The sequence below is a fragment of the Nonomuraea sp. NPDC052265 genome (assembly GCF_044547985.1).
GTDB lineage: Bacteria > Actinomycetota > Actinomycetes > Streptosporangiales > Streptosporangiaceae > Nonomuraea.
The window spans coordinates 55,844-78,876 of sequence record NZ_JBIUBJ010000001.1 but is presented as its reverse complement, the minus strand read 5'-3'; the positions used below and the strand labels follow the sequence as shown (position 1 = coordinate 78,876).

General features: G+C 71.5%; 22 protein-coding genes. 16 read left to right on the top strand and 6 right to left on the bottom strand.

Annotated elements, in window-relative coordinates; all coding sequences use genetic code 11:
• Positions 1–6 precede the first annotated feature (6 nt).
• Entirely contained in the window at positions 7–540 is a 534-nt protein-coding gene (locus ACIHAD_RS00375; RefSeq protein WP_397352127.1) for a PadR family transcriptional regulator, read from the bottom strand.
• Positions 541–595: 55 nt separating this feature from the next.
• Here ACIHAD_RS00375 and ACIHAD_RS00370 point away from each other — a divergent pair, with 55 nt between their 5' ends.
• From ACIHAD_RS00370 to ACIHAD_RS00350, 5 genes are all read left to right on the top strand, one after another.
• Entirely contained in the window at positions 596–1,282 is a 687-nt protein-coding gene (locus tag ACIHAD_RS00370) for an SDR family oxidoreductase (RefSeq protein ID WP_397352126.1), read from the top strand.
• A 33-nt stretch (positions 1,283–1,315) separates the two neighbouring features.
• Positions 1,316–2,485, top strand: a complete 1,170-nt coding sequence (locus tag ACIHAD_RS00365; RefSeq protein WP_397352125.1) for an allantoate amidohydrolase — start codon at positions 1,316–1,318, stop codon at positions 2,483–2,485.
• Positions 2,476–3,798 carry a formimidoylglutamate deiminase gene (locus tag ACIHAD_RS00360; RefSeq protein WP_397352124.1) on the top strand — a complete coding sequence of 441 codons (1,323 nt, stop codon included), beginning with the start codon at positions 2,476–2,478 and terminating at the stop codon, positions 3,796–3,798. The genes ACIHAD_RS00365 and ACIHAD_RS00360 overlap by 10 nt, the downstream gene beginning before the upstream one ends.
• Entirely contained in the window at positions 3,795–4,937 is a 1,143-nt protein-coding gene (gene hutI / locus ACIHAD_RS00355) for an imidazolonepropionase (protein ID WP_397352123.1), read from the top strand. Before ACIHAD_RS00360 ends, hutI begins: the two co-directional genes overlap by 4 nt.
• A 106-nt stretch (positions 4,938–5,043) precedes the next feature.
• The gene (locus tag ACIHAD_RS00350) at positions 5,044–5,985 is read left to right on the top strand and encodes an RNA polymerase sigma factor RpoD/SigA (RefSeq protein WP_397352122.1); all 942 of its coding nucleotides are present in this window, start codon (positions 5,044–5,046) and stop codon (positions 5,983–5,985) included.
• Positions 5,986–6,060: 75 nt separating this feature from the next.
• Here ACIHAD_RS00350 and ACIHAD_RS00345 read toward each other — a convergent pair whose 3' ends face one another.
• On the bottom strand, positions 6,061–6,627 hold the full coding sequence (locus ACIHAD_RS00345) for a TetR/AcrR family transcriptional regulator (RefSeq protein WP_397352121.1): 567 nt from the start codon (positions 6,625–6,627) through the stop codon (positions 6,061–6,063).
• Positions 6,628–6,706: 79 nt separating this feature from the next.
• Here ACIHAD_RS00345 and ACIHAD_RS00340 point away from each other — a divergent pair, with 79 nt between their 5' ends.
• Positions 6,707–7,510 (top strand): alpha/beta fold hydrolase, encoded by an 804-nt coding sequence (locus ACIHAD_RS00340; RefSeq protein WP_397352120.1) that lies wholly within the window; start codon positions 6,707–6,709, stop codon positions 7,508–7,510.
• Positions 7,511–7,520: 10 nt separating this feature from the next.
• Entirely contained in the window at positions 7,521–8,285 is a 765-nt protein-coding gene (locus tag ACIHAD_RS00335) for an MOSC domain-containing protein (RefSeq protein ID WP_397352119.1), read from the top strand.
• Here the strand turns inward: ACIHAD_RS00335 and ACIHAD_RS00330 are convergent.
• Positions 8,269–9,189, bottom strand: coding sequence for an ABC transporter substrate-binding protein (locus ACIHAD_RS00330; RefSeq protein WP_397352118.1), 921 nt, complete (start codon positions 9,187–9,189; stop codon positions 8,269–8,271). The two genes, ACIHAD_RS00335 and ACIHAD_RS00330, sit on opposite strands and share 17 nt — an antisense overlap.
• A 191-nt stretch (positions 9,190–9,380) precedes the next feature.
• Between ACIHAD_RS00330 and ACIHAD_RS00325 the strand changes: the two genes are divergently transcribed.
• The 7 genes from ACIHAD_RS00325 to ACIHAD_RS00295 all read left to right on the top strand — a co-directional run bounded on the left by ACIHAD_RS00325 (position 9,381) and on the right by ACIHAD_RS00295 (position 17,747).
• The gene (locus tag ACIHAD_RS00325; protein WP_397352117.1) at positions 9,381–10,703 is read left to right on the top strand and encodes an ammonium transporter; all 1,323 of its coding nucleotides are present in this window, start codon (positions 9,381–9,383) and stop codon (positions 10,701–10,703) included.
• Positions 10,700–11,038, top strand: coding sequence for a P-II family nitrogen regulator (locus tag ACIHAD_RS00320; RefSeq protein WP_357695321.1), 339 nt, complete (start codon positions 10,700–10,702; stop codon positions 11,036–11,038). Before ACIHAD_RS00325 ends, ACIHAD_RS00320 begins: the two co-directional genes overlap by 4 nt.
• Complete coding sequence (locus ACIHAD_RS00315; RefSeq protein WP_397352116.1) at positions 11,035–13,260, top strand: [protein-PII] uridylyltransferase; 2,226 nt, start codon at positions 11,035–11,037, stop codon at positions 13,258–13,260. The genes ACIHAD_RS00320 and ACIHAD_RS00315 overlap by 4 nt, the downstream gene beginning before the upstream one ends.
• A 224-nt stretch (positions 13,261–13,484) precedes the next feature.
• Entirely contained in the window at positions 13,485–16,355 is a 2,871-nt protein-coding gene (locus ACIHAD_RS00310) for a nitrate- and nitrite sensing domain-containing protein (protein WP_397352115.1), read from the top strand.
• Positions 16,356–16,376: 21 nt separating this feature from the next.
• Positions 16,377–16,799, top strand: coding sequence for a roadblock/LC7 domain-containing protein (locus ACIHAD_RS00305; protein WP_357971168.1), 423 nt, complete (start codon positions 16,377–16,379; stop codon positions 16,797–16,799).
• Positions 16,800–16,825: 26 nt separating this feature from the next.
• A complete protein-coding gene (locus tag ACIHAD_RS00300) occupies positions 16,826–17,188 on the top strand; it encodes a DUF742 domain-containing protein (RefSeq protein ID WP_397352114.1) in 363 nt (120 codons plus the stop codon).
• Complete coding sequence (locus ACIHAD_RS00295) at positions 17,169–17,747, top strand: GTP-binding protein (RefSeq protein ID WP_397352113.1); 579 nt, start codon at positions 17,169–17,171, stop codon at positions 17,745–17,747. The genes ACIHAD_RS00300 and ACIHAD_RS00295 overlap by 20 nt, the downstream gene beginning before the upstream one ends.
• A 136-nt stretch (positions 17,748–17,883) precedes the next feature.
• Here the strand turns inward: ACIHAD_RS00295 and ACIHAD_RS00290 are convergent, their stop codons facing one another.
• Complete coding sequence (locus ACIHAD_RS00290) at positions 17,884–18,651, bottom strand: TetR/AcrR family transcriptional regulator (RefSeq protein WP_397352112.1); 768 nt, start codon at positions 18,649–18,651, stop codon at positions 17,884–17,886.
• Between the two features lie 80 nt (positions 18,652–18,731).
• Between ACIHAD_RS00290 and ACIHAD_RS00285 the strand changes: the two genes are divergently transcribed.
• Both ACIHAD_RS00285 and ACIHAD_RS00280 read left to right on the top strand, forming a co-directional pair.
• Positions 18,732–19,670: an ATP-binding cassette domain-containing protein gene (locus tag ACIHAD_RS00285; RefSeq protein WP_397352111.1), complete on the top strand. Its 939-nt coding sequence runs from the start codon at positions 18,732–18,734 to the stop codon at positions 19,668–19,670.
• Positions 19,667–20,455 (top strand): ABC transporter permease, encoded by a 789-nt coding sequence (locus tag ACIHAD_RS00280; RefSeq protein WP_397352110.1) that lies wholly within the window; start codon positions 19,667–19,669, stop codon positions 20,453–20,455. Before ACIHAD_RS00285 ends, ACIHAD_RS00280 begins: the two co-directional genes overlap by 4 nt.
• A gap of 7 nt (positions 20,456–20,462) precedes the next feature.
• Here the strand turns inward: ACIHAD_RS00280 and betA are convergent, their stop codons facing one another.
• Both betA and ACIHAD_RS00270 read right to left on the bottom strand, forming a co-directional pair.
• Positions 20,463–22,109: a choline dehydrogenase gene (betA, locus tag ACIHAD_RS00275; protein WP_397352109.1), complete on the bottom strand. Its 1,647-nt coding sequence runs from the start codon at positions 22,107–22,109 to the stop codon at positions 20,463–20,465.
• The gene (locus tag ACIHAD_RS00270; protein ID WP_397352108.1) at positions 22,085–23,020 is read right to left on the bottom strand and encodes an ABC transporter substrate-binding protein; all 936 of its coding nucleotides are present in this window, start codon (positions 23,018–23,020) and stop codon (positions 22,085–22,087) included. Before ACIHAD_RS00270 ends, betA begins: the two co-directional genes overlap by 25 nt.
• Between the last annotated feature and the right edge of the window lie 13 nt (positions 23,021–23,033).

The following is a 23,033-nucleotide window of genomic DNA, read 5'->3' as shown; positions in this document are numbered from 1 at the left end:
TTCTCCTCAGGGCAGTTCGTCCTTCTCGACCCGGCCGATCGCGCCTTCGACCCAGTCGAGCTGGGCCTGGAGCACGGCCTGGGTCAGGCGGAGGTTCTCGTCGAGATGCCTGGGCTCGCCGTAGCGCTGCTTGGTGCCGTACGCGTGGTCGATGGTCTCGATGTTCAGTCGCAGTTGCCGAATCCTGCCATGCAGGACGTCGAGAATCTCCTGCTTTTTCATCCGGTTCATGAACGTCAGCGCGACCTGGAAGGGATCGACGACCGGCCGCACCTCCGACCAGCTCTGCATGAGCAGCCGGTGGAACTCGTAGCGGCCGGCCTCGGTCAGCTCGTAGACGACCTTGCCGCCCCTGCCGGCCTCGACGACCGCGAGCAGTCCTTCGTCGGCCATCTTGCCCAGGCCGTGGTAGATCGAGCCGAAGGCCACGTTCGCCCAGGTGTCGGCGCCCATCATCTCCAGCCGGCGGCGTACGCCGTAGCCGTTCATGGGGCCGTCGAGCAGGGAACCGAGGATCAGGATGCGCGTTGACGCCGACATGTGCTCAAGTTTGTACTCAAATTTGAGTAATCGTCAAGGTCCTAAACTCGGCGGCATGACTGAACGACCGATCGCGCTGGTCACCGGCGCTTCCCGTGGTGTGGGCGAGGCCGTGGCGCGGGCGCTGGGCCCCACGCATCATGTCATCCTCGGCGGCAGGGACGAGCCCGCGCTCGCGAAGCTGGCCGCCGAACTGCCCGACGCGCGGCCCTGGCCCGTCGAGCTGACCCGGCTCACCGAGGCCGACGTCAGCGGCGTCGAACGGCTCGACGTGCTCGTGCACAGCGCCGGGATCGCGCTGCTCGGCCGGATCGCCGACCAGCCCGCCGACAACTGGCGCACGACCATGGAGCTCAACGTCGTCGCGGTCGCCGAGCTGACCCGGCTGCTGCTGCCCGCGCTGCGCCGCGCCCGGGGGCACGTCGTCTGCGTGAACTCCGGCTCGGGGCAGCGGGCCAACCCCGAGTGGGCCTCGTACGCGGCCAGCAAGTTCGCCCTGCGCGCCTTCGCCGACGCGCTGCGCCTGGAGGAGCCCGAGCTGCGGGTCACCACCGTCTATCCGGGCCGGGTGGCCACCGACATGCAGCGCGGCGTACGAGCCCAGGAGGGCGGCGCGTACGAACCGGACAAGTACCTCACCCCGGAGAGCGTGGCGCGGGCGGTGCTCGCCACGATCAACGCCGGACCCGACGCCCACCTCACCGAACTGACCATCAGACCGAGCGCGGGCCCGGTCAACTGACATCTGAATGGATCCATTCACTACAGTGGACCCATGCTTGAACCACTCGCGCACATAGGACGAGATCCCCGCTCCGGCGGATACGTGAGAGACGCCTGGTCGGCCGCCGACATGGAGCTACGCGGGTGGTTCGCGGGCGAGGCCGCGCGCCGCGGGCTCGACCTGCGGGAAGACCGCAACGGCAACCTCTGGGCCTGGTGGGGCGACCCCTCGCGCCGTCCGGGCGTCGTCACCGGCAGCCACCTCGACTCGGTGCGCCACGGCGGCGCCTTCGACGGCCCGCTCGGCGTGGTGTCCGCCTTCGCCGCCCTCGACCTGCTGCGCGAACGGCAGGTCACGCCGGGCAGGCCGGTCGGCGTCGCCTGCTTCACCGACGAGGAGGGAGCCAGGTTCGGCATGCCGTGCATGGGCTCCCGGCTGCTCACCGGCGCGCTCACCCCGGAACGCGCGCTCGCGCTCACCGACGACGAGGGCGACACGCTGGCCGACGTCATGGCACGGGCCGGCCGCAAGCCGGAGGCCATCGGGCGCGACGCCGAGACCCTGGCCACCGTCGGCACGTTCGTCGAGCTCCACGTCGAGCAGGGCCGCGGCCTGGTGCACGAGGGCCGGCCGGTGGGCGTGGCCAGCGCCATCTGGCCGCACGGCCGGTGGCGGTTCGACTTCCACGGCAGGGCCGACCACGCGGGCACCACCCGGCTGGCCGACCGCGACGACCCGATGTTGCCCTTCGCCCGCCTGGTGCTGGCCGCCCGCGAGGCGGCCGAGCGGCACGACGTGGTGGCCACGGTCGGCAAGACCCGCGTCTCGCCCGGCAACGCCAACGCCGTCCCCGGGCTGGTCTCGGCCTGGCTGGACGCCCGAGGCCCGGCGGAGCCCGCGGTCCGCGCCCTGGTCGAGGAGCTCTCCGCGGCGGCCGGGGCGGACGTGCGCGAGGAGTCGTGGACCCCCGAGGTCGCCTTCGGCGCCGCGCTCAGGGACCGGCTGGCCCGCGTGGCGGGCGGCGACACGCCCGCGCCGATCCTGCCGACCGGAGCGGGTCACGACGCCGGAATCCTCGCCACGGCGGGCGTCCCGAGCGCGATGTTGTTCGTACGCAACCCCACCGGCGTGTCCCATTCCCCCGAGGAGCACGCCGACCAGGCAGACTGCCATGCGGGAGTGGTGGCACTCGCGGACGTGCTGGAGGATCTGTGTCGCTGACCTACTGGTGCGAGCAGGCCTGGTTGCCCGACGGGGTCGCCCATGGCGTCCTCATCGAGGTCGAAGGCGCCCGGATCGCCCGGATCGCCCGAGGGGAGCCCGGTTCGGCCGAGCGGCTGCCAGGCCTGACCATCCCCGGCCTGGCCAACGCCCATTCCCACGCCTTCCACCGGGCCCTGCGCGGTGCCACCCAGCGTGGCAAGGGCGACTTCTGGACCTGGCGCGACCAGATGTACGAGGTCGCCGGCAAGCTCGACCCCGACACCTACTTCCAGCTCGCCAGGGCCGTCTACGCCGAGATGGCGCTGGCCGGGGTGACCTGCGTGGGCGAGTTCCACTACCTGCACCACGCCCCCGACGGCCGCCCGTACGAGGACAGGAACGTGATGAGCCACGCGCTCATCCAGGCCGCCCGCGAGGCCGGGCTGCGCATCACGCTGCTCGACACCTGCTACCTGTCCGGCGGCATCGGCGTGCCGCTGTCGGGCACCCAGCTCCGCTTCAGCGACGGCAGCACCCACGGCTGGGCCGCCCGCGCCGACGAGCTGGCCGCCGCCTACGAGGGGCAGCACGACGTGGAGATCGGGGCCGCCGTCCACTCGGTGCGCGCGGTGCCGCCCGACCAGATGCCGGTGGTGGCCGAGTTCTCCCACCGGCACGCCGCCCCGCTGCACGTGCACGTCTCCGAGCAGCGCGCCGAGAACGCGGCCTGCGCCGAGACGTACGCCGCCACCCCGGTCCAGATCCTGCACGAGCGCGGCGTGCTGGGCCCGCGCTCGACCGCCGTGCACGCCACCCATCTGACCGACTCCGACGTGGAGCTGCTCGGCCAGTCGGGCACGTACATCTGCATGTGCCCCACCACCGAGCGCGACCTCGCCGACGGCGTCGGCCCGGCCAGGGCGGCGGCCGACCGGGGCACGCCGATCACGCTCGGCTCCGACGGCCACGCCGTGATCGACCTGTTCGAGGAGGCCCGCGCGGTCGAGCTCGACGAGCGGCTGACCAGCGAGCGGCGCGGCCACTGGAGCGCCGCCGACCTGCTCACCGCCGCCACCGGCGCCGGGCACACCTCGCTCGGCTTCGCCGACGCCGGCCGCCTCATCCCCGGGGCGTGGGCCGACCTGGTGTCGGTCCGCCTCGACTCGGTGCGCACGGCGGGCATCGGCGGGCTGGAGGCGGTGGTGTTCGCGGCCACGGCCTCCGACGTGCACTCGGTGGTCTCCGGCGGACGCAGGGTGGTCGCGCAGGGCCGCCACGAACTGGGCGACGTCGGATCCATGCTCTCCGAGGCGATAGGAAAAGTGCGATGACCACGCTGATCGACGGGATCGGGCTGCTCTACACCGGCGACCCCGAGCGCGAGGAGATCATCGACGCGGCGCTGGTCGTCGCGGACGGCGTGGTGGCCTGGCTGGGCCCCGCCGCCCAGGCGCCCGACGCCGACGAGCGCGTGCACGTCGGCGGCCGGGCCGTGCTGCCCGGGTTCGTGGACAGCCACGCCCACCTGATCTTCGCCGGCGACCGCACGGCCGAGTTCCAGGCCCGCATGTCGGGGCAGCCGTACACCGGCGGGGGCATCAGGACGACCGTCGCCGCCACCCGCGCGGCGAGCGACGCCGACCTGGCCACGCACGCCCGCGCCCTGGTGGAGGAGATGCTCGCCCAGGGCACCACCACCGTGGAGATCAAGAGCGGCTACGGGCTCTCGGCCGAGCACGAGCGCCGCTCCCTGGAGATCGCCACCACCCTCACCGACGAGACCACCTACCTCGGCGCGCACGTCGTGCCCGAAGGCGCGGACGCCGACGACTACGTCCGGCTGGTCACGGGCGAGATGCTCGACGCCTGCGCCCCCTACGCCAAATGGGTGGACGTCTTCTGCGAGCGCGGCGCGTTCGACGGCGACCAGACCAGGGAGATCCTGAACGCCGGGATCAAGGCCGGGCTCCAGGCCCGGGTGCACGCCAACCAGCTCACCGAGGGGCCCGGCGTGCGCATCGCCTGCGAGCTGGGCGCGGCCTCGGCCGACCACTGCACCCACCTGTCGGCGGCCGACGTCGACGCGCTCGCGGCGAGCGGCACGGTGGCGACGTTGTTGCCGGGGGCCGAGTTCTCCACGCGGTCGCCCTATCCCGACGCGCGGCGGCTCATCGACGCGGGCGTCACGGTCGCGCTGGCCACCGACTGCAACCCGGGCTCGTCGTTCACCTCGTCGATGCCGTTCTGCGTGGCGCTGGCGGTGCGCGAGATGGGCATGACGCCGCTGGAGGCGGTGCGGGCGGCGACGTACGGCGGGGCCCGCGCGCTGCGCCGTACGGACGTAGGGTGGTTGCGTCAGGGAGCCCGCGCGGACCTGGTCGTGCTCGACGCCCCCTCCTATGTCCATCTGGCCTACAGGCCCGGTGTTCCCCTTGTCCACCAGGTGTTTCAGGCGGGTCTCCTCCTTTAGGAGGACGTTCAAGACCCTCCCTCTGGCGTAGCTGTTTAGGGAATCTTTGCTTCCGGCCGGACGTTGGCCGGATATAGGACGCAGCTGCGGAACGAGGTGCCAGGGGATGGCAAGGCCTACGGGGAGTCGCACGCAGGAGCAGCACGTCGCTGACCGCGACCTGCTGGGGACGTATCTGGCCGAGATCGGCCGGGTCCCGCTGCTCACGGCGGAGGAAGAGGTGGAGCTCGCCAAACGGATCGAGGCGGGCCTGTTCGCCGAGCAGCTTCTTGACAGCGGAGGCTCCGAGCCGCGGATCGGGGACGCGGCCGACGAGGAGCTGGAGCGCCTGGCCATCTCGGGCCAGCGGGCGAAGGACGAGTTCATCCAGGCCAACCTGCGCCTGGTGGTGGCGGTGGCCCGGAAGTACTCGGGTCGGGGGATGCCGCTCATCGACCTGGTCCAGGAGGGGAACCTGGGCCTGGTGCGAGCGGTCGAGAAGTTCGACTACCGGCGGGGGTACAAGTTCTCCACCTACGCCACGTGGTGGATCAGGCAGTCGGTCGGACGGGCCATCCACGAGCAGGCCCGTCCGGTCCGGCTGCCGACGCACGCCGGCGAGCAGATGACCCGGCTCATGCGGGTGCGCCGCGACCTGCTGGCCGAGTTCGACGCCGAGCCGACCGACGGCGACCTCGCCGAGATCCTCGACCTGCCGATCGAGCGGGTGCGCGAGCTGCGCCGCTGGGCCTCCGACCCGGTGTCGCTGCAGCTCGGCGTGGGCGACGAGGACGAGACCGAGCTCGGCGACATGATCGCCGACGAGACGTGGGCCGATCCCGAGCAGCAGGCCATCGACATCCTTGAGCGCGAGCGGCTCGACCAGTGGCTCACCGACCTGGAGGGCGACACCAGCGAGATGCTGCGGTGGCGCTACGGCCTGGTCGACGGGCGCGAGCACACGCTGACCGAGGTGGGGGAGCGTTACGGCATCGGCCGCGACCGCGCCCGCCGCATCGAGCGCGACGCCCTGGCCCGACTGCGCCGCATGGCCAACGCCGCCGCCTGATCTTTCTCCGCCTCTTCGGCGCCGCCGCCCGGCCTCCCCGGGCGGCGCCGCCGTTTCCAGGGCCCTGAGGGCCTTCTACGGCCTGAGGACGCGGCGCAGGAACTCCTCCACGGCCGACTCCGCCGTCGCCGTGTCGCCGCCCCTGGCGACCAGCAGGGCGCTCTCGTTGATGGCGGCCAGCAGCATGTGGGCGTGCAGGTCGACGAACTCGTCGGGCACCGCCCCGGTCGCCTGCAGGGCCGCCTTCAGCATGCCGAACGAGTAACGCTCCTCCATCGCCCGCCAGCTCTCCCACCCCAGCACCGCGGGGGCGTCGATGAGCACGATGCGCCGGATCACCGGATCGCCCGCGAGCCTGACCCAGGCCAGCGCGCCCGCCCGCAGCGCCGCCGCCGGGTCGCCGATGCCGCGCACCGCCTTGGCGATCTTGACGCCGATGGCCGACTCGGTGGCCTCCAGCACCGCCTCGAACAGCGCGTCCTTGCCCGCGTAGTGGTGGTAGAGCGCCCCGCGGCTCAGCCCCGACTCCTGCAGCACGGTCTCGATCGACGTGTCGTCGTAGCCCCGCTCGGCGAACAGCCGCGTGGCGATGGCGAGGACCTTGTCGCGGGTGGCCGCGCCGCGCTCCGCCTTGAGGTTCATGCCCCCACTCTAGACAAACCGACCGACGGTCGGTAATTTCCTAGACCGACAGTCGGTCTGCAATCCTGGAGGAGTGGTCATGGACGGCATCACCTGCGTTGACGTGGGCCAGGGCCCGGTCACCTTGTTCGTGCACGGCGTGGGCACCAGCTCGTACCTGTGGCGCAACGTCATCGCCGAGCTGCGCGACGAGCGCCGCTGCGTGGCCGTCGACCTGCCGTTGCACGGCGGCAGCGAGCCGCGCGACGACCTGTCCATCCCCGCGCTGGCCGAGGCCGTGGAGGAGCTGTGCGCCGGGCTCGGCCTGGACGAGGTCGACCTCGTGGCCAACGACACCGGCGGCGCCGTGGCCCAGGTCTTCGCGGTCCGCCACCCCGCCCGGCTGCGCTCGCTCACCCTCACCAACTGCGACGTGCACACCAACACCCCGCCCGAGGCGTTCAAGGACACCGTCGAGCTGGCCGTCAGGGGCGAGCTGGCGGGGCTCGTGGCCGCCGTGCTCGACCATCCCGAGCTGCTGGCCAGGACCGCCCTGGGCGCCGGCTACGAGCACATCGACGACCCCGCCGCGCTGGTCGACGCCTACCTGCGCCCGATCCTGGCCAAGCCCGGCGGCGGGCGCGCCTTCGAACGCCTGCTGACCTCGATCGACGCCGAGGACATGGTCGCCATCGAGCCTCAGCTCACCGTGCTCACCGTGCCGACGCTGGTCGTGTGGGGCACCGGCGACACGTTCTTCGACGTGAGCTGGGCCCACTGGCTGCGCGACACGATCCCCGGCGTGAAGGAGGTCGTCGAGATCGAGGGCGGCCGGCTGTTCTTCCCCGACGAGCGGGCCGCCGAGCTGGTTCCCCACCTGCGCCGCTTCTGGGGCCGCCCGTAAGCTCTCGATCATGTACGTCGAGGCGTTGCGCCGCTATCCGGTCAAGTCGATGCTGGGCGAGGAGATCGCCGAGAGCGAGGTGACCGAGCGCGGCCTGACCGGCGACCGGGGCCGGGCGGTGCTCGACGTCGCCACGGGGAAGATCGCCAGCGCCAAGAACCCGAGGCTGTGGCGCGACCTGCTGACCGTCGAAGGCGCCCGCGCGCCGGGCGACGCGGAGCTGTCGAAGCTGCTCGGCCGCGAGGTGCGGCTGATCGACGTGCCGCCGGAGGGCGCAGAGCTGGAGCGGTCGGTGCCCGAACGGGTGCTGGCCGAGGGCATCGAGGCGGAGGTGCCGTACACGGTGGGCACGCTCGGCGGGGCCTCGCCGGAGGGCACGTTCTTCGACTTCGCGCCCCTGCACCTGATCTCCACCTCGACGATCGACCGCATCGGCGAGCTCAGCCCGCGCGGGCACGTCGAAGCCCTCCGCTACCGGCCCAACCTGGTCATCAGGACCGAGGCGGAGGGCTTCGCCGAGAACGACTGGGTGGGGCGCGAGCTGCACGTCGGGGACGAGGTCGTGCTCCAGGTCATCGTGCCCAGCCCGCGCTGCGCGGTGCCGACGCTGGCCCACGGCGCGCTCGGCCGCGACATCGAGGCGCTGCGCGTGGTCGCCCGGCACAACCGGGTCGAGGTCCTGGACGCCGGGCTCCAGGCGTGCGCGGGCGTCTACGCGCGGGTGCTGCGCCCCGGCCGGATCGCCCAGGGCGACGCCGTCAGGCCAGGGGGCTGAGGTACTTCTCCAGGTCGTCGAGGATCTTGCCGGCGGCGGTGACGCCGATGCCGGTCATCCAGATCTCGTCGTCCACGTCGTGGGCGTGGCCGGCCTTCACCGCGGCCAGGTTCTTCCACAGCGGGCCGCCGGTCACCGTGGCCTGCGACTTGGCGGCGGCCTCGCCGTAGGCGCTGTAGAAGATCGCGTCGCCGTCGGCCTTGGCGATGTTCTCCTGGCTCAGCTTGCCGAAGCGCTTGTCGTCCTGGTCGGCCAGGCGCTGGGCCTCCGGCCGCTGGACGCCGGCGTCGCCGACCACGATGCCGCTGAACGACTCGGGGCCGTACACGCGGATCTCGGTGGGCATGAAGCGCACGATGCTCACCGACAGCTCGGAGAACTTCGCGCCCACCTCCTTGGCCCGCTGCTCGTACGACGACAGCAGCCCGGACGCCTGCTCCTTCTTGCCCAGGGCCTCGGCGTCCAGCAGGAAGTTCTCCTTCCAGGTGACGCCCACCTTCTCGGTGAACACGGTCGGCGCGATCTTGCTGAGCTTGTCGTAGAAGGCGGCCTGGCGGAACTTCGAGCCCAGGATGAGGTCCGGCTTGAGCGCCATGATCGCCTCGATGTTGGGCTGCTGGAGCGTGCCGACCGGCTTGGTGGCCGACAGCGCCGAGCCGAGGTACTCCGGCCAGGTCTGGTTCTCGCCCGCCTGGGCCGCGCCGACGGGGGCCATCCCGAGGGAGACCATCGTGTCCAGCTTGTCGGTGTCGAGCACGACCACCCGCTTGGGGGTCATCGGCACTTCGCTCTCACCCATGGCGTGCTCGACCGTCCGGGTGGGGCCGGCGTCCTCCGTGCCGGTCGAGGTGCCGCAGGCGGCCAGGGCGAGGACGGGAAGCAGGGCCAGAAGCCGGAGACGCATGAGGATTCCTTGATCTATTAGGTTAGGCAACCCTAAGTATCTCATGGCCGGATCGAAGCGTGTGAGGGGGCCGAAACTTACCCGAAACACCGTGCCGACGAGATTCACGCATGCGAAACACTCCAGGTCGAGCCACGAAACCCCGGCCGAACACGCTGTGGCAACACGTCACATGTAAGGAGGGTCGCGTCGTGAAGATCGATAGCGGCACCACAGCCTGGATGCTCGCGGCCACCGCGCTGGTGTTGCTGATGACTCCGGGCCTCGCGTTCTTCTACGGGGGCATGACCAGGGCCAAGAGCGTCCTGAACATGATGATGATGTCGTTCGGCGCCATCATCACGGTCACCGTGGCCTGGGTGCTGTTCGGGCACTCGATCGCCTTCACCGACAACGGCAGCACGGTGCTCAACAACATCGTCGGCGGCTTCGACGCCCTGGGCCTGCAGAGCCTGGTCGACACGGCCACCAAGGACGACGGCACCGGCATGCCGAGCCTGGTCTTCTCGGCCTTCCAGCTGACGTTCGCCATCATCACCGTCGCCCTGATCAGCGGCGCGATCGCGGACCGGGCGAAGTTCGGCGCGTGGATGTTGTTCACCGTCGTCTGGGCCACCGTGGTCTACTTCCCGGTCGCCCACTGGGTGTGGGGCACCGGCTGGCTCAACACCATGGGCATCGAGGACTTCGCCGGCGGAACCGTCGTGCACATCAACGCCGGCGCCGCGGCGCTGGCCCTGGCCCTGGTGATCGGCAAGCGCAAGGGCTGGCGCAAGGAGCCGATGCGGCCGCACAACCTCACGCTGGTGCTGCTCGGCGCGGGCCTGCTGTGGTTCGGCTGGTTCGGCTTCAACGCCGGCTCGGAGCTGGCCGTGGACGGCACCGCCGGGCTCGCGTTCATGAACACCCAGATCGCCACCGCGGTCGCCGCCGGCGCCTGGCTCGTGGTGGAGAAGCTGCGCGACGGCCACGCCACCAGCCTCGGCGTCGCCTCCGGCGCGGTCGCCGGCCTGGTCGCCATCACACCGGCCTGCGGCTTCGTGGACCCGTGGGCCGCGATGGTCATCGGCCTGGCCGCCGGGGCCGTCTGCGCCTACGCCGTGGGCCTGAAGTACCGGCTGGGCTTCGACGACTCGCTCGACGTGGTCGGCGTGCACCTGGTCGGCGGCGTCATAGGCGCGGTCTCGCTCGGGTTCCTGGCCGCCTATCCCTTCCTCGACCAGCAGAGCAAGGGCCTGTTCTACGGCGGCGGCCTCGGCCAGCTCGGGCTGCAGGTGCTCGGCCCGGTCGCGATCGGCGGCTACTCCTTCGTCGCCACCTGGATCGTCGGCAAGCTCATCGACAGGACGATGGGCTTCCGCATCTCCGCCGAGGACGAGCTCACCGGCATCGACGTCACCACGCACGCCGAGACCGGGTACGACCTCGGCACGGTCTACGCCTCCGGCGTGACCACCCCGAACGGTCCGCTCACCCCGGCTCCGGCTCCGGCTCCCAAGAAGGTGGAGGCATGAGGCTCATCACCGCGATCATCAAGCCGTTCAAGCTCGACGACGTCAAGGCGGCGCTGGAGCAGTTCGGCGTCAAGGGCATGACGGTCAGCGAGGCCAGCGGCTACGGCCGCCAGCGCGGCCACACCGAGGTCTACCGCGGCGCCGAGTACCAGGTGGACCTGGTGCCCAAGGTGCGCCTGGAGGTGCTGGCCGAGGAGGACGACGCCGAGGACGTCCTCGACGTCATCGTCAAGGCGGCCCACACCGGCAAGATCGGCGACGGCAAGGTCTGGTCCGTGCCCGTCGACACGGTCGTCCGCGTACGCACCGGAGAGCGAGGGCCGGAGGCCCTGTGAGGGGAGAGGCGCGTTCGTACGCCGCGGCCCGCAAGGAACGGACCGCGGACACCGACCGCTGGCTCAAGGACCTCTTCAGGACGGCGAGCGACGGCGACCAGGTCTCCCTGGTCGCCGTCGGCAGTCTCGGGCGCGGCGAGCCGGCCCCGGGCAGCGACCTGGACCTGGTCCTGCTGCACGACGGGCGGGCCGACGTGGCCCGGATCGCCGACCGCATCTGGTACCCCATCTGGGACTCCGCCGTCGGCCTCGACCACTCCGTGCGGACCGTGGCGGAGGCCGTGGCCGTGGCCAGGCAGGATCTCAAGGCCGTGCTCGGCCTCATCCAGGCCAGGCACGTCGCCGGCGACCCCGAGCTGACCAGGAAGGCCAGGGAGGCGGTGCTGGCCGAGTGGCGGGCCGACTCGCGGCGCAGGCTGGGCGAGCTGCGCGCGTCGGCCGACCACCGGGCGCAGGTCAGCGGCGAGCTGGCCTTCCTCCTCGAACCCGACCTCAAGGACGGCCGCGGCGGGCTCCGCGACGTCCAGGCCATGCAGGCCGTGGCGGCGGCGTGGGTGGCCTCGGCCCCCGGGCCGCGGGCGCGCGAGGCGCACGAGTTCATCCTCGACGTGCGGCACGCGCTGCACGTCGTCACCGCGCGCGGTGCCGACCGGCTGGTGCTCCAGGAGCAGGACGCGGTGGCCGGGCTGCTCGGCCTGCTCGACGCCGAGGCCCTCATGCGCAGGCTCGCCGAGGCGGGCCGGACCGTCTCCCACGCCTTCGACGCCACCTGGCGCACGGTTGACAAACTGCTGTCAGGACCGGTCCCGCGCGGGCGCCGTCCGCTGGCCGACGGCGTGGTCGAGCACGGCGGGGAGGTGGTGCTCGCCAGGGGCGCCGACCCGCGCAAGGACCCCGTCCTGGTGCTGCGGGCGGCCGCCGCCGCGGCGGACTCGGGGCTGCCGCTGGCGCCTGCCACGGTGTCCGTCCTGGCCGCTCAGTCGGCTTCCATGCCGGTGCCGTGGCCCGAGGAGGCACGCGACGCGCTGGTGTCGATTCTCGGCGCCGGGCGGGCCGCCGTGCCCGTGTGGGAGGAGCTCGACCAGGCGGGCGTCCTTGTCAAGCTGCTTCCTGACTGGGAGCGCGTACGGCACCGTCCGCAGCGCAATCCCATCCACCGCTTCACCGTGGACCGGCACCTGATCGAGGCCGCCGCGAACGCCGCCGGGCACACCCGCGAGGTCTCCCGTCCCGACCTGCTGCTGATCGGCGCGCTGCTGCACGACATCGGCAAGGGCTGGCCGGGCGACCACTCGCAGACGGGCGAGGTCGTGGTCCGCGACATCGCCGGCCGCTTGGGGCTGCCCGCCCATGACGTCGAGACGCTGGCCACCGTCGTACGCCACCACCTGCTGCTGCCCGAGACCGCCACCCGCAGGGACCTGGACGACCCGGTCACGATCGAGAAGGTCGCCGCCACGGTCGGCTCCCGCGAGGTGCTCGACCTGCTGGCCGCGCTGGCGGTCGCCGACGGCAACGCGACCGGGCCGGCCGCCTGGAACGCCTGGAAGGCCGGCCTGGTCGCCGATCTCGTCCGCCGGGTCAGGTCCGTGTTGTCGGGCTCGCCGCCGCCCAAGGCGCCCTCGATCCCGCCCGAGCAGGCCGCGCTGGCCCGGCACGGCGGCGGGGCGGTCCGGGTCAACGGCGGGGCGGTCACGGTCGTCGCCCCCGACCGGGCCGGGCTGCTGTGGAGCGCCGCCGGGGTGCTGGCCGCCCACCGGATGGTGGTGCGCTCGGCGTCGGCCGCGTCGGCGGGCGGCACGGCGGTCATCGAGTTCGCCGTCGTGCCCGAGTACGGCTCCCCGCCCGACCCCGCGACCCTGGAGGCCGACCTCCGTCTCGTCCTTGCCGGCCGTCTTGACATCGAGCAGCGGCTGGCCCGCAGGAGCCGGTCCGTCCGGCCGCCCCGGGTACCTGTGGCTCCACCTCGGGTGACACTGGTCGACGACGCCTCAGCGACGGCCACCGTGGTGGAAGTCAGGGCCCATGACAGGCCGGGGCTCCTGTGGCGCATCGGACGGGCGTTCGGGGAGTGCGGTCTTGACGTGAGAGCCGCTCGCGTGGAGACTCTCGGCGCGGAGGCGGTGGACGTCTTCTATGTCGTGGACCGCGCCGGTCGCCCCCTCAGCGACAGCGCGCAGCGAGCTCAAGTCCACGATCAGGTGCTGGCCGCATTGCGATAACCAACAGTGAACAACTGTCGGTCACATATGTAACGATTGTGTCCGAAATGCCTGATAAGTCGGATACTGCGGATACCTTGTGGACGGCTTGAACACCCGTCGTTGAACGGGACGATTGAGGGGTACCGAAAGCAGTGATCACGGGGAATTCCGACAGCGGCCATGCCGCGAGGCGGGACCGCGGGAAGCGGTCGCTGCCTCGGCTCGGCCTACGCAACTGGCGCGTGAGATGGCGTCTGACGGCGCTCATCCTCGTGCCCACCATCGCCGGCGTCGTGCTCGGGGGAGCGCGTGTGGTCGGCTCGGTCCAGAGCATCGGCGACTACGACCGTACGGCCACCGCGGCCGAGCAGTCGGGCCGGATCCGGGACCTGGTGCAGGCACTCGGCCTGGAGCGTGACACGGGGGGCTGGATCGGCGCCTATCCCAAGCTCCGCAAGTCGAAGGCGGGCGAGCTCAACGAGTACAAGGCCGCCGTCGACAAGCTGGTCACGAGCGTCCGCCAGGACCTCGACACCATGGACGAGTCCTACGGCGAACGCGTCGTCAAGGCCGCAGGCCAGGCCAAGTACGACCTCAGCCGGCTGGCCAAGATCCGCGCCGAGGGCCAGGCCGACACCATCCGGTACGACTTCCTGACCGACACCCTGCTCAAGCTGCACGACGAGCTGGCCCTGCTCTCGGACGACTCCCAGATCATCGGCCACTTCCGCGCCCTGAGCGCGCTCGCGCAGGCCAAGGAGGAGATGTCCCGCCAGCGCGTGCAGCTGCTGAAGAACTCCTACAACGTCGACCGCGTCGACGCCAAGGACGTCGAGCGGTTCATCGCCTCCAACGCCCGCGAGCAGAGCGACATCGCCACCGTGGGCGCCGAGGCCGGCGTGGAGATCGGCCTGCAGCTGTCGAAGCTGCTGACCGGCAAGAACGAGTACGTCAACGTCCAGCTCACCAAGGCCCGCGCGGTCACGCTGGCCAGCGGCCGGGCTCCGGGCGTGCGGATCGCCGACAACCTGATCTCCTCCCGGTCCAACGCCCGCGAGCAGTGGTTCGCCGACAACACGGTCGCGATCGGCGTCCTGCACGAGATCGAGAAGGACCTCGCCGACAAGGTGAACCTGCGCAGCCAGGAGCTGCGCGAGTCCGAGATCCGCAACGCCATCATCGCCGGTGTGCTGATCCTGGCGCTGCTGCTGATCGTGCTGCTGCTCACCGTGGCCATCGCCCGTTCGATGGTCGGCCCGCTGCGCCGGCTGCGCACGGAGGCCCTGGAGATCGCCGGCTTCCGGCTCCCCGACGTGGTGCGCCAGCTCCGCGTCTCGGGCGAGGCCAGCACCGAGGTGCGCCCGATCGAGGTCGAGGGCCAGGACGAGATCGGCGAGGTCGCGCGGGCCTTCGACCAGGTCCACCGCCAGGCCGTACGCCTCGCCGGCGAGGAGGCCGAGCTCCGCAGCAACATCAGCTCGATGTTCGTCAACCTCTCGCGCCGCACCCAGACGCTGGTCGAGCGGCAGATCTCGCTGATCGACGGCCTGGAGAAGGGCGAGCAGGACGGCGGCCGCCTGTCCGACCTGTTCAAGCTCGACCACCTGGCCACCCGCATGCGCCGCAACTCCGAGAACCTGCTGGTCCTCGCCGGACACGAGGCCACCCGCCGGCGCAGCCAGCCGGCCAAGCTGGTCGACGTCGTGCGCGCCGCGCTGTCGGAGGTCGAGGGCTACGAGCGCGTCCAGGTCAAGGTCCACCGGGCCACGTCCGTGCAGGGCAGCGCCGCCAACGACCTCGTCCACCTGGTGGCCGAGCTGGTCGAGAACGCGATCCAGTTCTCCCCGAGCAACTCCCAGGTCCTGGTGTCCAGCAGCCTCATCGAGGGCGGCGGCGCGCTGCTGTCGGTGAGCGACTCCGGCATCAGCATGACCGAGGAGGAGCTGGCCGAGGCCAACCGCCGCCTGGCCGAGCCGCCGGTCGTGGACGTGTCGGTCTCCCGCCGCATGGGCCTGTTCGTGGTCGGCCGCCTGGCGCTGCGCCACGGCATCCGGGTGCAGCTCAGGAAGGGCGAGGGCGCCGGCCTGATCGCCATGGTGCTGCTGCCGCCCACGCTGATCGCCGACGGCATGCAGCAGCCGCTGCCACAGCGTCCGGCGTTCGGCGGCGGGACGGTGACGCCGCCCTCGCAGAACGGCTCGTTCCGGTCGTTCGGCAGCTTCGACTCGGTCGAGGCGAACGGGTCCAGGCCGGGTCCTGGCGACTCGGCCAGGTTCGGCGCCGGGCCGTCGGGGGCCTTCGACAGCGCCCCCTCGGCGCCGTCCGGGCCTTTCGACAGCGCGCCCTCCGCGCCGTCCGGGCCTTTCGACAGCGCGTCCTCCGGGCCGTCGTCCTTCGACAACCCGCCGCCGGCGCCGAGGCACGGGCTCGGGGCGTTCAACTCCGACCCGGGCCGTCCGGTCAACGGCTTCACCGCCGACACCGACGGCGGCTCCTACCGGCGGCAGCCGTCCTCGTTCGACTCCGGGGCCTACCCGTCGCTGTCGTCGGGCACCGGCTCGTTCCCGTCGTACCCGGCGAACGGGGGGACGTTCCCGACGCCGCCGCCGTACGCGACGAACTACGGGACGAACGACGTACGCCGTCCCGACCCGGCTCCCTCGGTGGAGGTCTCGCCGATGGAGCCGGAGCAGGAGGAGTTTCTGCCGATCTTCGCGTCGGTGGAGTCCGCGTGGTTCCGCAGGCCGCCGGGGGAGTCGGCGCCCGAGGCGCCCTCGTCCGGCGAAACCGGCGGTGAGGCGAGGCCTGCGCAAGCCGTACCCTCTGGGGAGGAAGCGTGGCAGACGGCCGCGGACGCCGGTTGGCGTGCGGCGGCCAAAGCCAGCGAGCCCAGCCTCGGCGGCGTGACCGCCGCGGGGCTCCCCAAGCGCACCCCCAAGGCCAATCTGGTCCCCGGCACGGCGAGCCAGCCCGCTCAGCAGCAGGCTCAGCAGTCGCAGCCGCCGGTGCCCCCGGTCTCAGCCGACCGGATGCGCAGCCGTATGGCCAGCTACCAAAAGGGTGTGCGACGGGGCCGCCAGGAAGTACGTGGACAGGAGGAACAGAGTGAGTAAGCGTCCCGCTGGGGAGGATGCGTGACAACGCTGAGCCATGAAGCGAACCGCTTCGACTGGCTGATCACCGACTTCGTGCGCAACACTCCGGGGGTCGCGCACGCCGTGGTCGTCTCCGCCGACGGCCTGTGCCTGGCCGCCTCGGAGGGCTTCCCGCCGGACCGGGCCGACCAGCTCGCGGCGGTCTCCGCCGGTCTGCTGAGCCTGACCGTGGGCGCGTCCAGGGTGTTCGAGGGCGGCGCGGTGTCGCAGACCGTCGTCGAGATGCAGCGCGGGCTGCTCCTGGTCATGGCGATCAGCGACGGTTCGGTGCTGACGGTGCTGGCGGGTCCGGATTGTGACATGGGGCTGGTGGCGTACCAGATGACGCTGCTGGTAGACAGGGCGGGACAGGCGCTCACGCCGGCCCTGCGCGCCGAACTCCAGGCCGCAAGGACCCGGTGATGTGATGGAACTGATGGGAGAGGGCCGTGTACGGCAGTGACGGGATCGGGGACGACGAGCCCCTGTTCCGTCCCTACGCGGTGACCGGCGGCCGTTCCGAGCCGCGCTATCACCTCGCGATGGAGACGCTGATCTCGTCGATGTCGATCCCGGACGACGAGATGGCCATGCTCACCCCCGAGCAGGAGGCCATCATGCAGCTCTGCAGGACGTTCCGGTCGGTCGCCGAGATCTCGGCCCTGCTCCGCGTCCCGCTGGGCGTGGCGAGGGTGCTTGTGGCGGACATGTCAGACGAAGGTCTCGTCCGCCTGCACCAGCCACGCCTCAGCCAGGGACAGCCAGACCTCAACATGCTCGAAAGGGTGCTCAGTGGACTTCGCAGGCTCTAGCCCCGGGCTCACTTCGACGAAGATCGTCGTCGCTGGTGGGTTCGGCGTCGGCAAGACGACGTTCGTGGGGGCGGTGTCCGAGATCCTCCCGCTCACCACGGAAGCGGTGATGACCGACGCGTCCGCGGGCATCGACGACCTCGGGTTGACGCCGAACAAGCAGACCACGACCGTCGCCATGGACTTCGGCCGCCTCTCGCTCGACCGCGACCTGATCCTGTACCTGTTCGGCACGCCCGGACAGCACCGGTTCTGGTTCATGTGGGACGACCTGGTCCGCGGCGCGATCGGCGCGGTGGTGCTGCTCGACACCCGCCGCCTGGCCGACAGCTTCCCGGCCATCGACTATTTCGAAGAGGCCAAGCTGCCGTTCGTGGTGGGCATCAACGGCTGGGACGGTCAGTTCCTGCACACCGACGACGAGGTGCGCGAGGCGCTGGCCCTGGGCTCGCACGTGCCGATCGTGCGCACCGACGCGCGCAACCGGGACTCGGTCAAGTCGACGCTGATCTCGCTCGTCGAGCACGTCGTACGGCTGCGCGCGGCCCCCGTCCGCTAGCCGCGGACCGCCCACGGGACGCGATCACCGAACGGCTCGGCTACGCGCCACGGCCTGGCGGGCCGCCCTCGATCCGCTGACGCCGCAGGAGCGGCGGACGTTCGTGCGCACCCTGCCGGCCAGCGAGCAGGCGTTGTCAGGCCGATGACCGGCTGTTGACCAGCACCTGCACGCCGTCGAGCACGCGCTGGAGGCCGAACTCGAAGGCGTGCTCGGGGCTGTAGGCGGCCTGGAGCGCCTCCCCGGCCGCCTGGCCGACGCGCGAGGCCGTCGGGAACATGGCGGGGTCGGAGATCCGGCTGAGGAAGGGCGCGTGCGCGGCCCACCACTGCAGGTCCGTCATGCCGGTCCGGCTCTCGGCCTGGGCGGCCTCCACCGCGCCCCTGGCCGTGCCGTGCACGAAGCCGGTGACCAGTGTGATCACCGAGTCCATCTCCAGGTCGGTCAGGCCGATGCCGTCGACGGCGCGCAGCTCGTAGTCGTACTTGGCGGTGACGTTCGGGCCGAGGACCGGGCGGCTCGCGGCCACCTGGAGCAGCCACGGGTGGCGCAGGTAGAGGGCGAAGTTCTCGCGGGCGATCAGCTCCAGCCGGGCCCGCCAGCCGCCGGGCACGTCCTCGGGGCGGGCGGTCTCGCCGTAGACGGTGTCGAGCATGACGTCGAGCAGCTCGGGCTTGCCCGGCACGTACGTGTAGAGCGACATCGTGCCCACGCCCAGCTTCTCGGCCACCCGGCGCATGGACAGCGCCGCCAGCCCCTCGGCGTCGGCCACGTCGATGGCTGCGCGGACGATGCGCTCGACGCTCAGCTCCGGCCTGCCCTTGCGGCTGGCCCGCTCGCTCGTCCGCCACAGCAGCGCCAGGCTGCGCGCCGGGTCGCCCTTGCCGGGGTACTCAACAGTCACCCTCGTACGGTACACCGTACGGTTGCCGACTTTGATCGTATGTTGTACGGTACGCCGTACGATTCGATGAGGAGGTGGCCATGTCCGCAGTGCTCGCCCAGGGCCTGCGCAAGACGTACGGCTCGAAGACGGCGCTGGACGGCATCGATCTCGACGTGTCCGCAGGCACGGTCTTCGGCCTGCTCGGGCCCAACGGCGCGGGGAAGACCACCGCCGTCCGCATTCTCACCACGCTCCTGCGCCCGTCCGGCGGCCGGGCGGAGGTGGCCGGGTTCGACGTGATGGCCCGGCCCCGCCGGGTCCGCGCCGCCATCGGCCTGGTCGGCCAGCAGACGGCCGTGGACGAGATCCTGACGGGCAGGCAGAACCTGGAGCTGTTCGGCCGCCTCTACCACCTGAGCGCGCCCGCCGCCCGCGCCCGGGCCGCCGAGCTGCTGGAGCGCTTCGGCCTGGCGGAGCACGACGGCCCGGCCAAGGAGCTGTCCGGCGGTCTGCGCCGCCGCCTCGACCTGGCCGCGAGCATGATCCTGGCGCCGCCCGTGCTCTTCCTCGACGAGCCCACCACGGGCCTCGACCCGCGCAGCCGCGCCGGGATCTGGAGCGCGGTGCGCGACCTTGTGGCGGGCGGCACGACCGTGCTGCTGACCACCCAGTACCTGGAGGAGGCCGACCAGCTCGCCGACCGCGTCGCGGTGATCGACTCCGGCCGGGTGGTGGCCGAGGGCACGCCGGAGGAGCTGAAGTCCAAGCTCGGCGGCGACCGGCTCGACGTGGTGGTCAACGACCCGGGGCGGCTCGACGAGGCGGCGGCGATCCTCTCGGCGACGGCCTCGGGCGCCGCCGAGATCGACCGGGACACCCGGCACGTCAGCGCCCCGGTGGCCGACCGCGTGGGCGCGCTCACGCGGGTCCTGCCCGCGCTGGCGGCGGCCGGCATCGAGGCCGAGGACGTCGCGCTGCGCCGTCCGACCCTCGACGAGGTCTTCCTGAACCTGACGACCGCGGGAGGCGATCGATGACCGCACTCAGATGGGCGCTGGCCGACGGCTGGACCGTCGCCCGCCGCGACCTGATCCACTGGGCCAACCAGCCCATGACGGTGGTCTTCGGGGTGCTCTTCCCCGTGGTGATCACCCTGGCCTTCGGCTACCTGTTCGGCGGCGCGGTCGAGGTGCCCGCGGGCGCGGACTACTTCGCCTTCCTCATGCCCGGCATGTACGGCATGACGATGCTCTTCGGCCTGAGCTCCACCATGATGGCGGTGTCCTCGGACGTCTCCAAGGGCGTCACCGACCGCTTCCGGTCGATGCCCATGGCCCCCTCGGCCGTGCTGATCGGGCGGGCCGTCGCCGACCTGCTCAACTCGGTGCTGATCCTGGGCGGGCTGCTGCTCTGCGGCCTGGCGGTGGGCTGGCGGCCCGCGAGTGCCGGGGGCGCGCTCGGCGCGGTCGGCCTGCTGCTGCTCCTGCGCTTCTCCCTGCTGTGGGCGGGCATGTACCTGGGCCTGCTCACCCGGGAGCCGGGCGCGGTGGTCGCGATCCAGACGCTGGAGTTCCCGATCGGCTTCCTGTCCAACGCCTTCGTCGCGCCCGCCACCATGCCCGGCTGGCTGGGCGCGATCTCGGAGTGGAACCCGCTCTCCTCCACGGTTGCCGCCGCCAGGGAGCTGTTCGGCAACCCCGGCTGGGGCGGCGACTCGTGGGTGGCCCGGCACGCCGTGCCGATGGCCGTGCTGTGGCCGGTGGCGATCACCGTCGTCTTCTTCGTCCTGTCCGTACGCCTGTACCAGCGCCTGGACCGGTGAGGACGGCTCAGGCGCGGCGGTGGAAGTCCGCGGGGTCGGGGGGCAGGGGGGTGTTGCCGAGGATCAGGTCGGCGGACTTCTCGGCGAGCATCATGACCGGGGCGTAGATGTTGCCGTTGGTGACGTACGGCATGGCGGAGGCGTCCACGACGCGCAGGGCGTCGAGGCCGTGCACGCGCATGGTGGCGGGGTCCAGGACGGCCAGGTCGTCCACGCCCATCTTGCAGGTGCACGACGGGTGCAGGGCCGTCTCGCCGTCCTTGGCGACCCAGGCCAGGACCTCCTCGTCGGTCCGGACGTCCGGACCGGGGGAGATCTCGCCGCCGTCCAGGCCGGCCCAGGCGGGCTGGGACAGGATGGCGCGGGCGTGCCTGACGGCCTCCACCCACTCGCGGCGGTCCTGCTCGGTCGAGAGGTAGTTGAAGCGGAGCGCGGGCTTGTCGCGGGGGTCGGCCGACCGGATGCGCACCGAGCCGCGGGCGTCGGAGTACATCGGGCCGATGTGCACCTGGTAGCCGTGGCCCCCGGCCGGGGCCGAGCCGTCGTAGCGCACGGCGATCGGCAGGAAGTGGAACATCAGGTTCGGGTACGCCACGTCGTCGTTCGAGCGGACGAACCCGCCCGCCTCGAAGTGGTTCGTGGCTCCGGGGCCGCGCCGCAGGAACAGCCAGTCGGCGCCGATGAACGGCCGCCGCCACATGGCCAGCGACGGCTGCTGCGAGACCGGCTGGAGGCAGGCGTGCTGGACGTAGACCTCCAGGTGGTCCTGGAGGTTCTCGCCCACGCCGGGCAGGTCGTGCACCACCTTGACGCCCGCGGACTCCAGGACCGCCTTCGGGCCGACCCCGGAGAGCTGGAGGAGCTGGGGGGTGTTGATCGCGCCGCCGCACAGCACGACCTCGCGCGCCTCGATGCGCTCGCCGCCGCACTGGACGCCCACCGCCCGCGTCCCCTCGAAGAGCACCTTCTCCACGTGCGCCCGCGTCCTGACCGTGAGGTTGGGACGGCGGCGCACCGGATGCAGGTAGGCGCGGGCCGCGCTGAGCCGGCGGCCCCGGTGGACGTTGCGGTCGAAGGCGGCGAACCCCTCCTGGCGATAGCCGTTCACGTCGTCGGTGAGGGGGTGGCCGGCCTGCTGGACGGCCTCGAAGAACGCCTCGAACAGCGGGCCGCGGGCCGGGCCGCGCTCCAGCTTCAGCGGGCCGTCGCCGCCCCGGAAGGGGGAGCCGGGGTCGGCCAGGCAGTTCTCCATGCGCTTGAAGTAGGGCAGGCAGTGGGCGTAGTCCCAGTTCTCCATGCCGGGGTCGGCGGCCCAGCGCTCGTAGTCGAGCGGGTTGCCGCGCTGGAAGATCATCCCGTTGATGCTGCTGGAGCCGCCCAGGACCTTGCCGCGGGCGTGGTAGATGCGCCGGCCGTTCATGTGCGGCTCGGGCTCGGACTCGTACTTCCAGTCGTAGAACCGGCTGCCGATGGGGAACATCAGCGCGGCGGGCATGTGGATGAAGACGTCCCAGAGGTAGTCCGGCCGGCCCGCCTCCAGCACCAGCACGGACACCGACGGATCGGCGCTCAGCCGGTTGGCCAGGGCGCAGCCGGCCGAGCCGCCGCCCACGATGACGAAGTCGAAGCTCAACGCGGGATCCAGTCCTTCCACACGATCTTGTTCTCCTCCACCCACTGCCGGGCTGCCTGCGCGGCGGTCTTCCTGCCGTTGACCATGTCCCCGGCCACGGCGTTCTGGTTGTCGTTGGTCCAGGTGAAGTTGCGCACCAGCTCGTACGCCTTCCCGCCGCGCTCGGCGAACCGCCTGCTGACGATCTTGTCCAGCAGGTACGGCGGGTAGTCGCAGGCGACCTTGGCGGGCACGTCGTCGCACCCGATGGCGTACGCGGGCAGGTTGACCTTGACCAGTTTGACCCTGGTGAACAGCCATTGCGGCTCGTAGAAATACATGAGCAGGGGTGTGCGGTTCTTCGCCGCGGACTGCGCGGCCTTGATCAGGGCGTCCTCGCTGCCGGAGTAGACGACCTTGTAATCGAGGCCGAGGTTCTTGATGAGAACCTCGTCGTTGGTGACGAATGTCGGGTCCCCGTCGAGTACCTGACCCAAATTTCCGGTTTTGGAGGTCCGAAAGAGGGGGGCGTACTTGTTCAGGTTCCGATAGTCGGTTATGTCTGGATATTTCTTGGCCATCCACTCGGGGACGTACCAACCGATCACACCTTTGTTGCCGGTGAGGCCGGCCGACAGCGCCACCTTCTTCTGCTCGATGTACTCCTTCTTCAGGTCGTTGTGTCCCCAGTTCTCGACGATCACATCGACCTTGCCGGATTCGAAATCGCGCCAGGAATCGCTCTCGTTCATCTTGCGCGTGCTGACCTTGTAGCCCAGCTCGTGTTCGAGCAGGTAGGCCAGGACGGCGGCCTGGGCCTCGTACCCGACCCAGGCGTGCACGTCGATGTTGACCGTCCCCTTGGCGGCGGCCGCGGTCTCGGGGGCGCCGCCGGAGCAGGACGTCAGGAGCAGGGCCGCGAGCAGCGGCCCGGCCGGCTTCTTGGTTCGCATGAGAGGTCTCCGC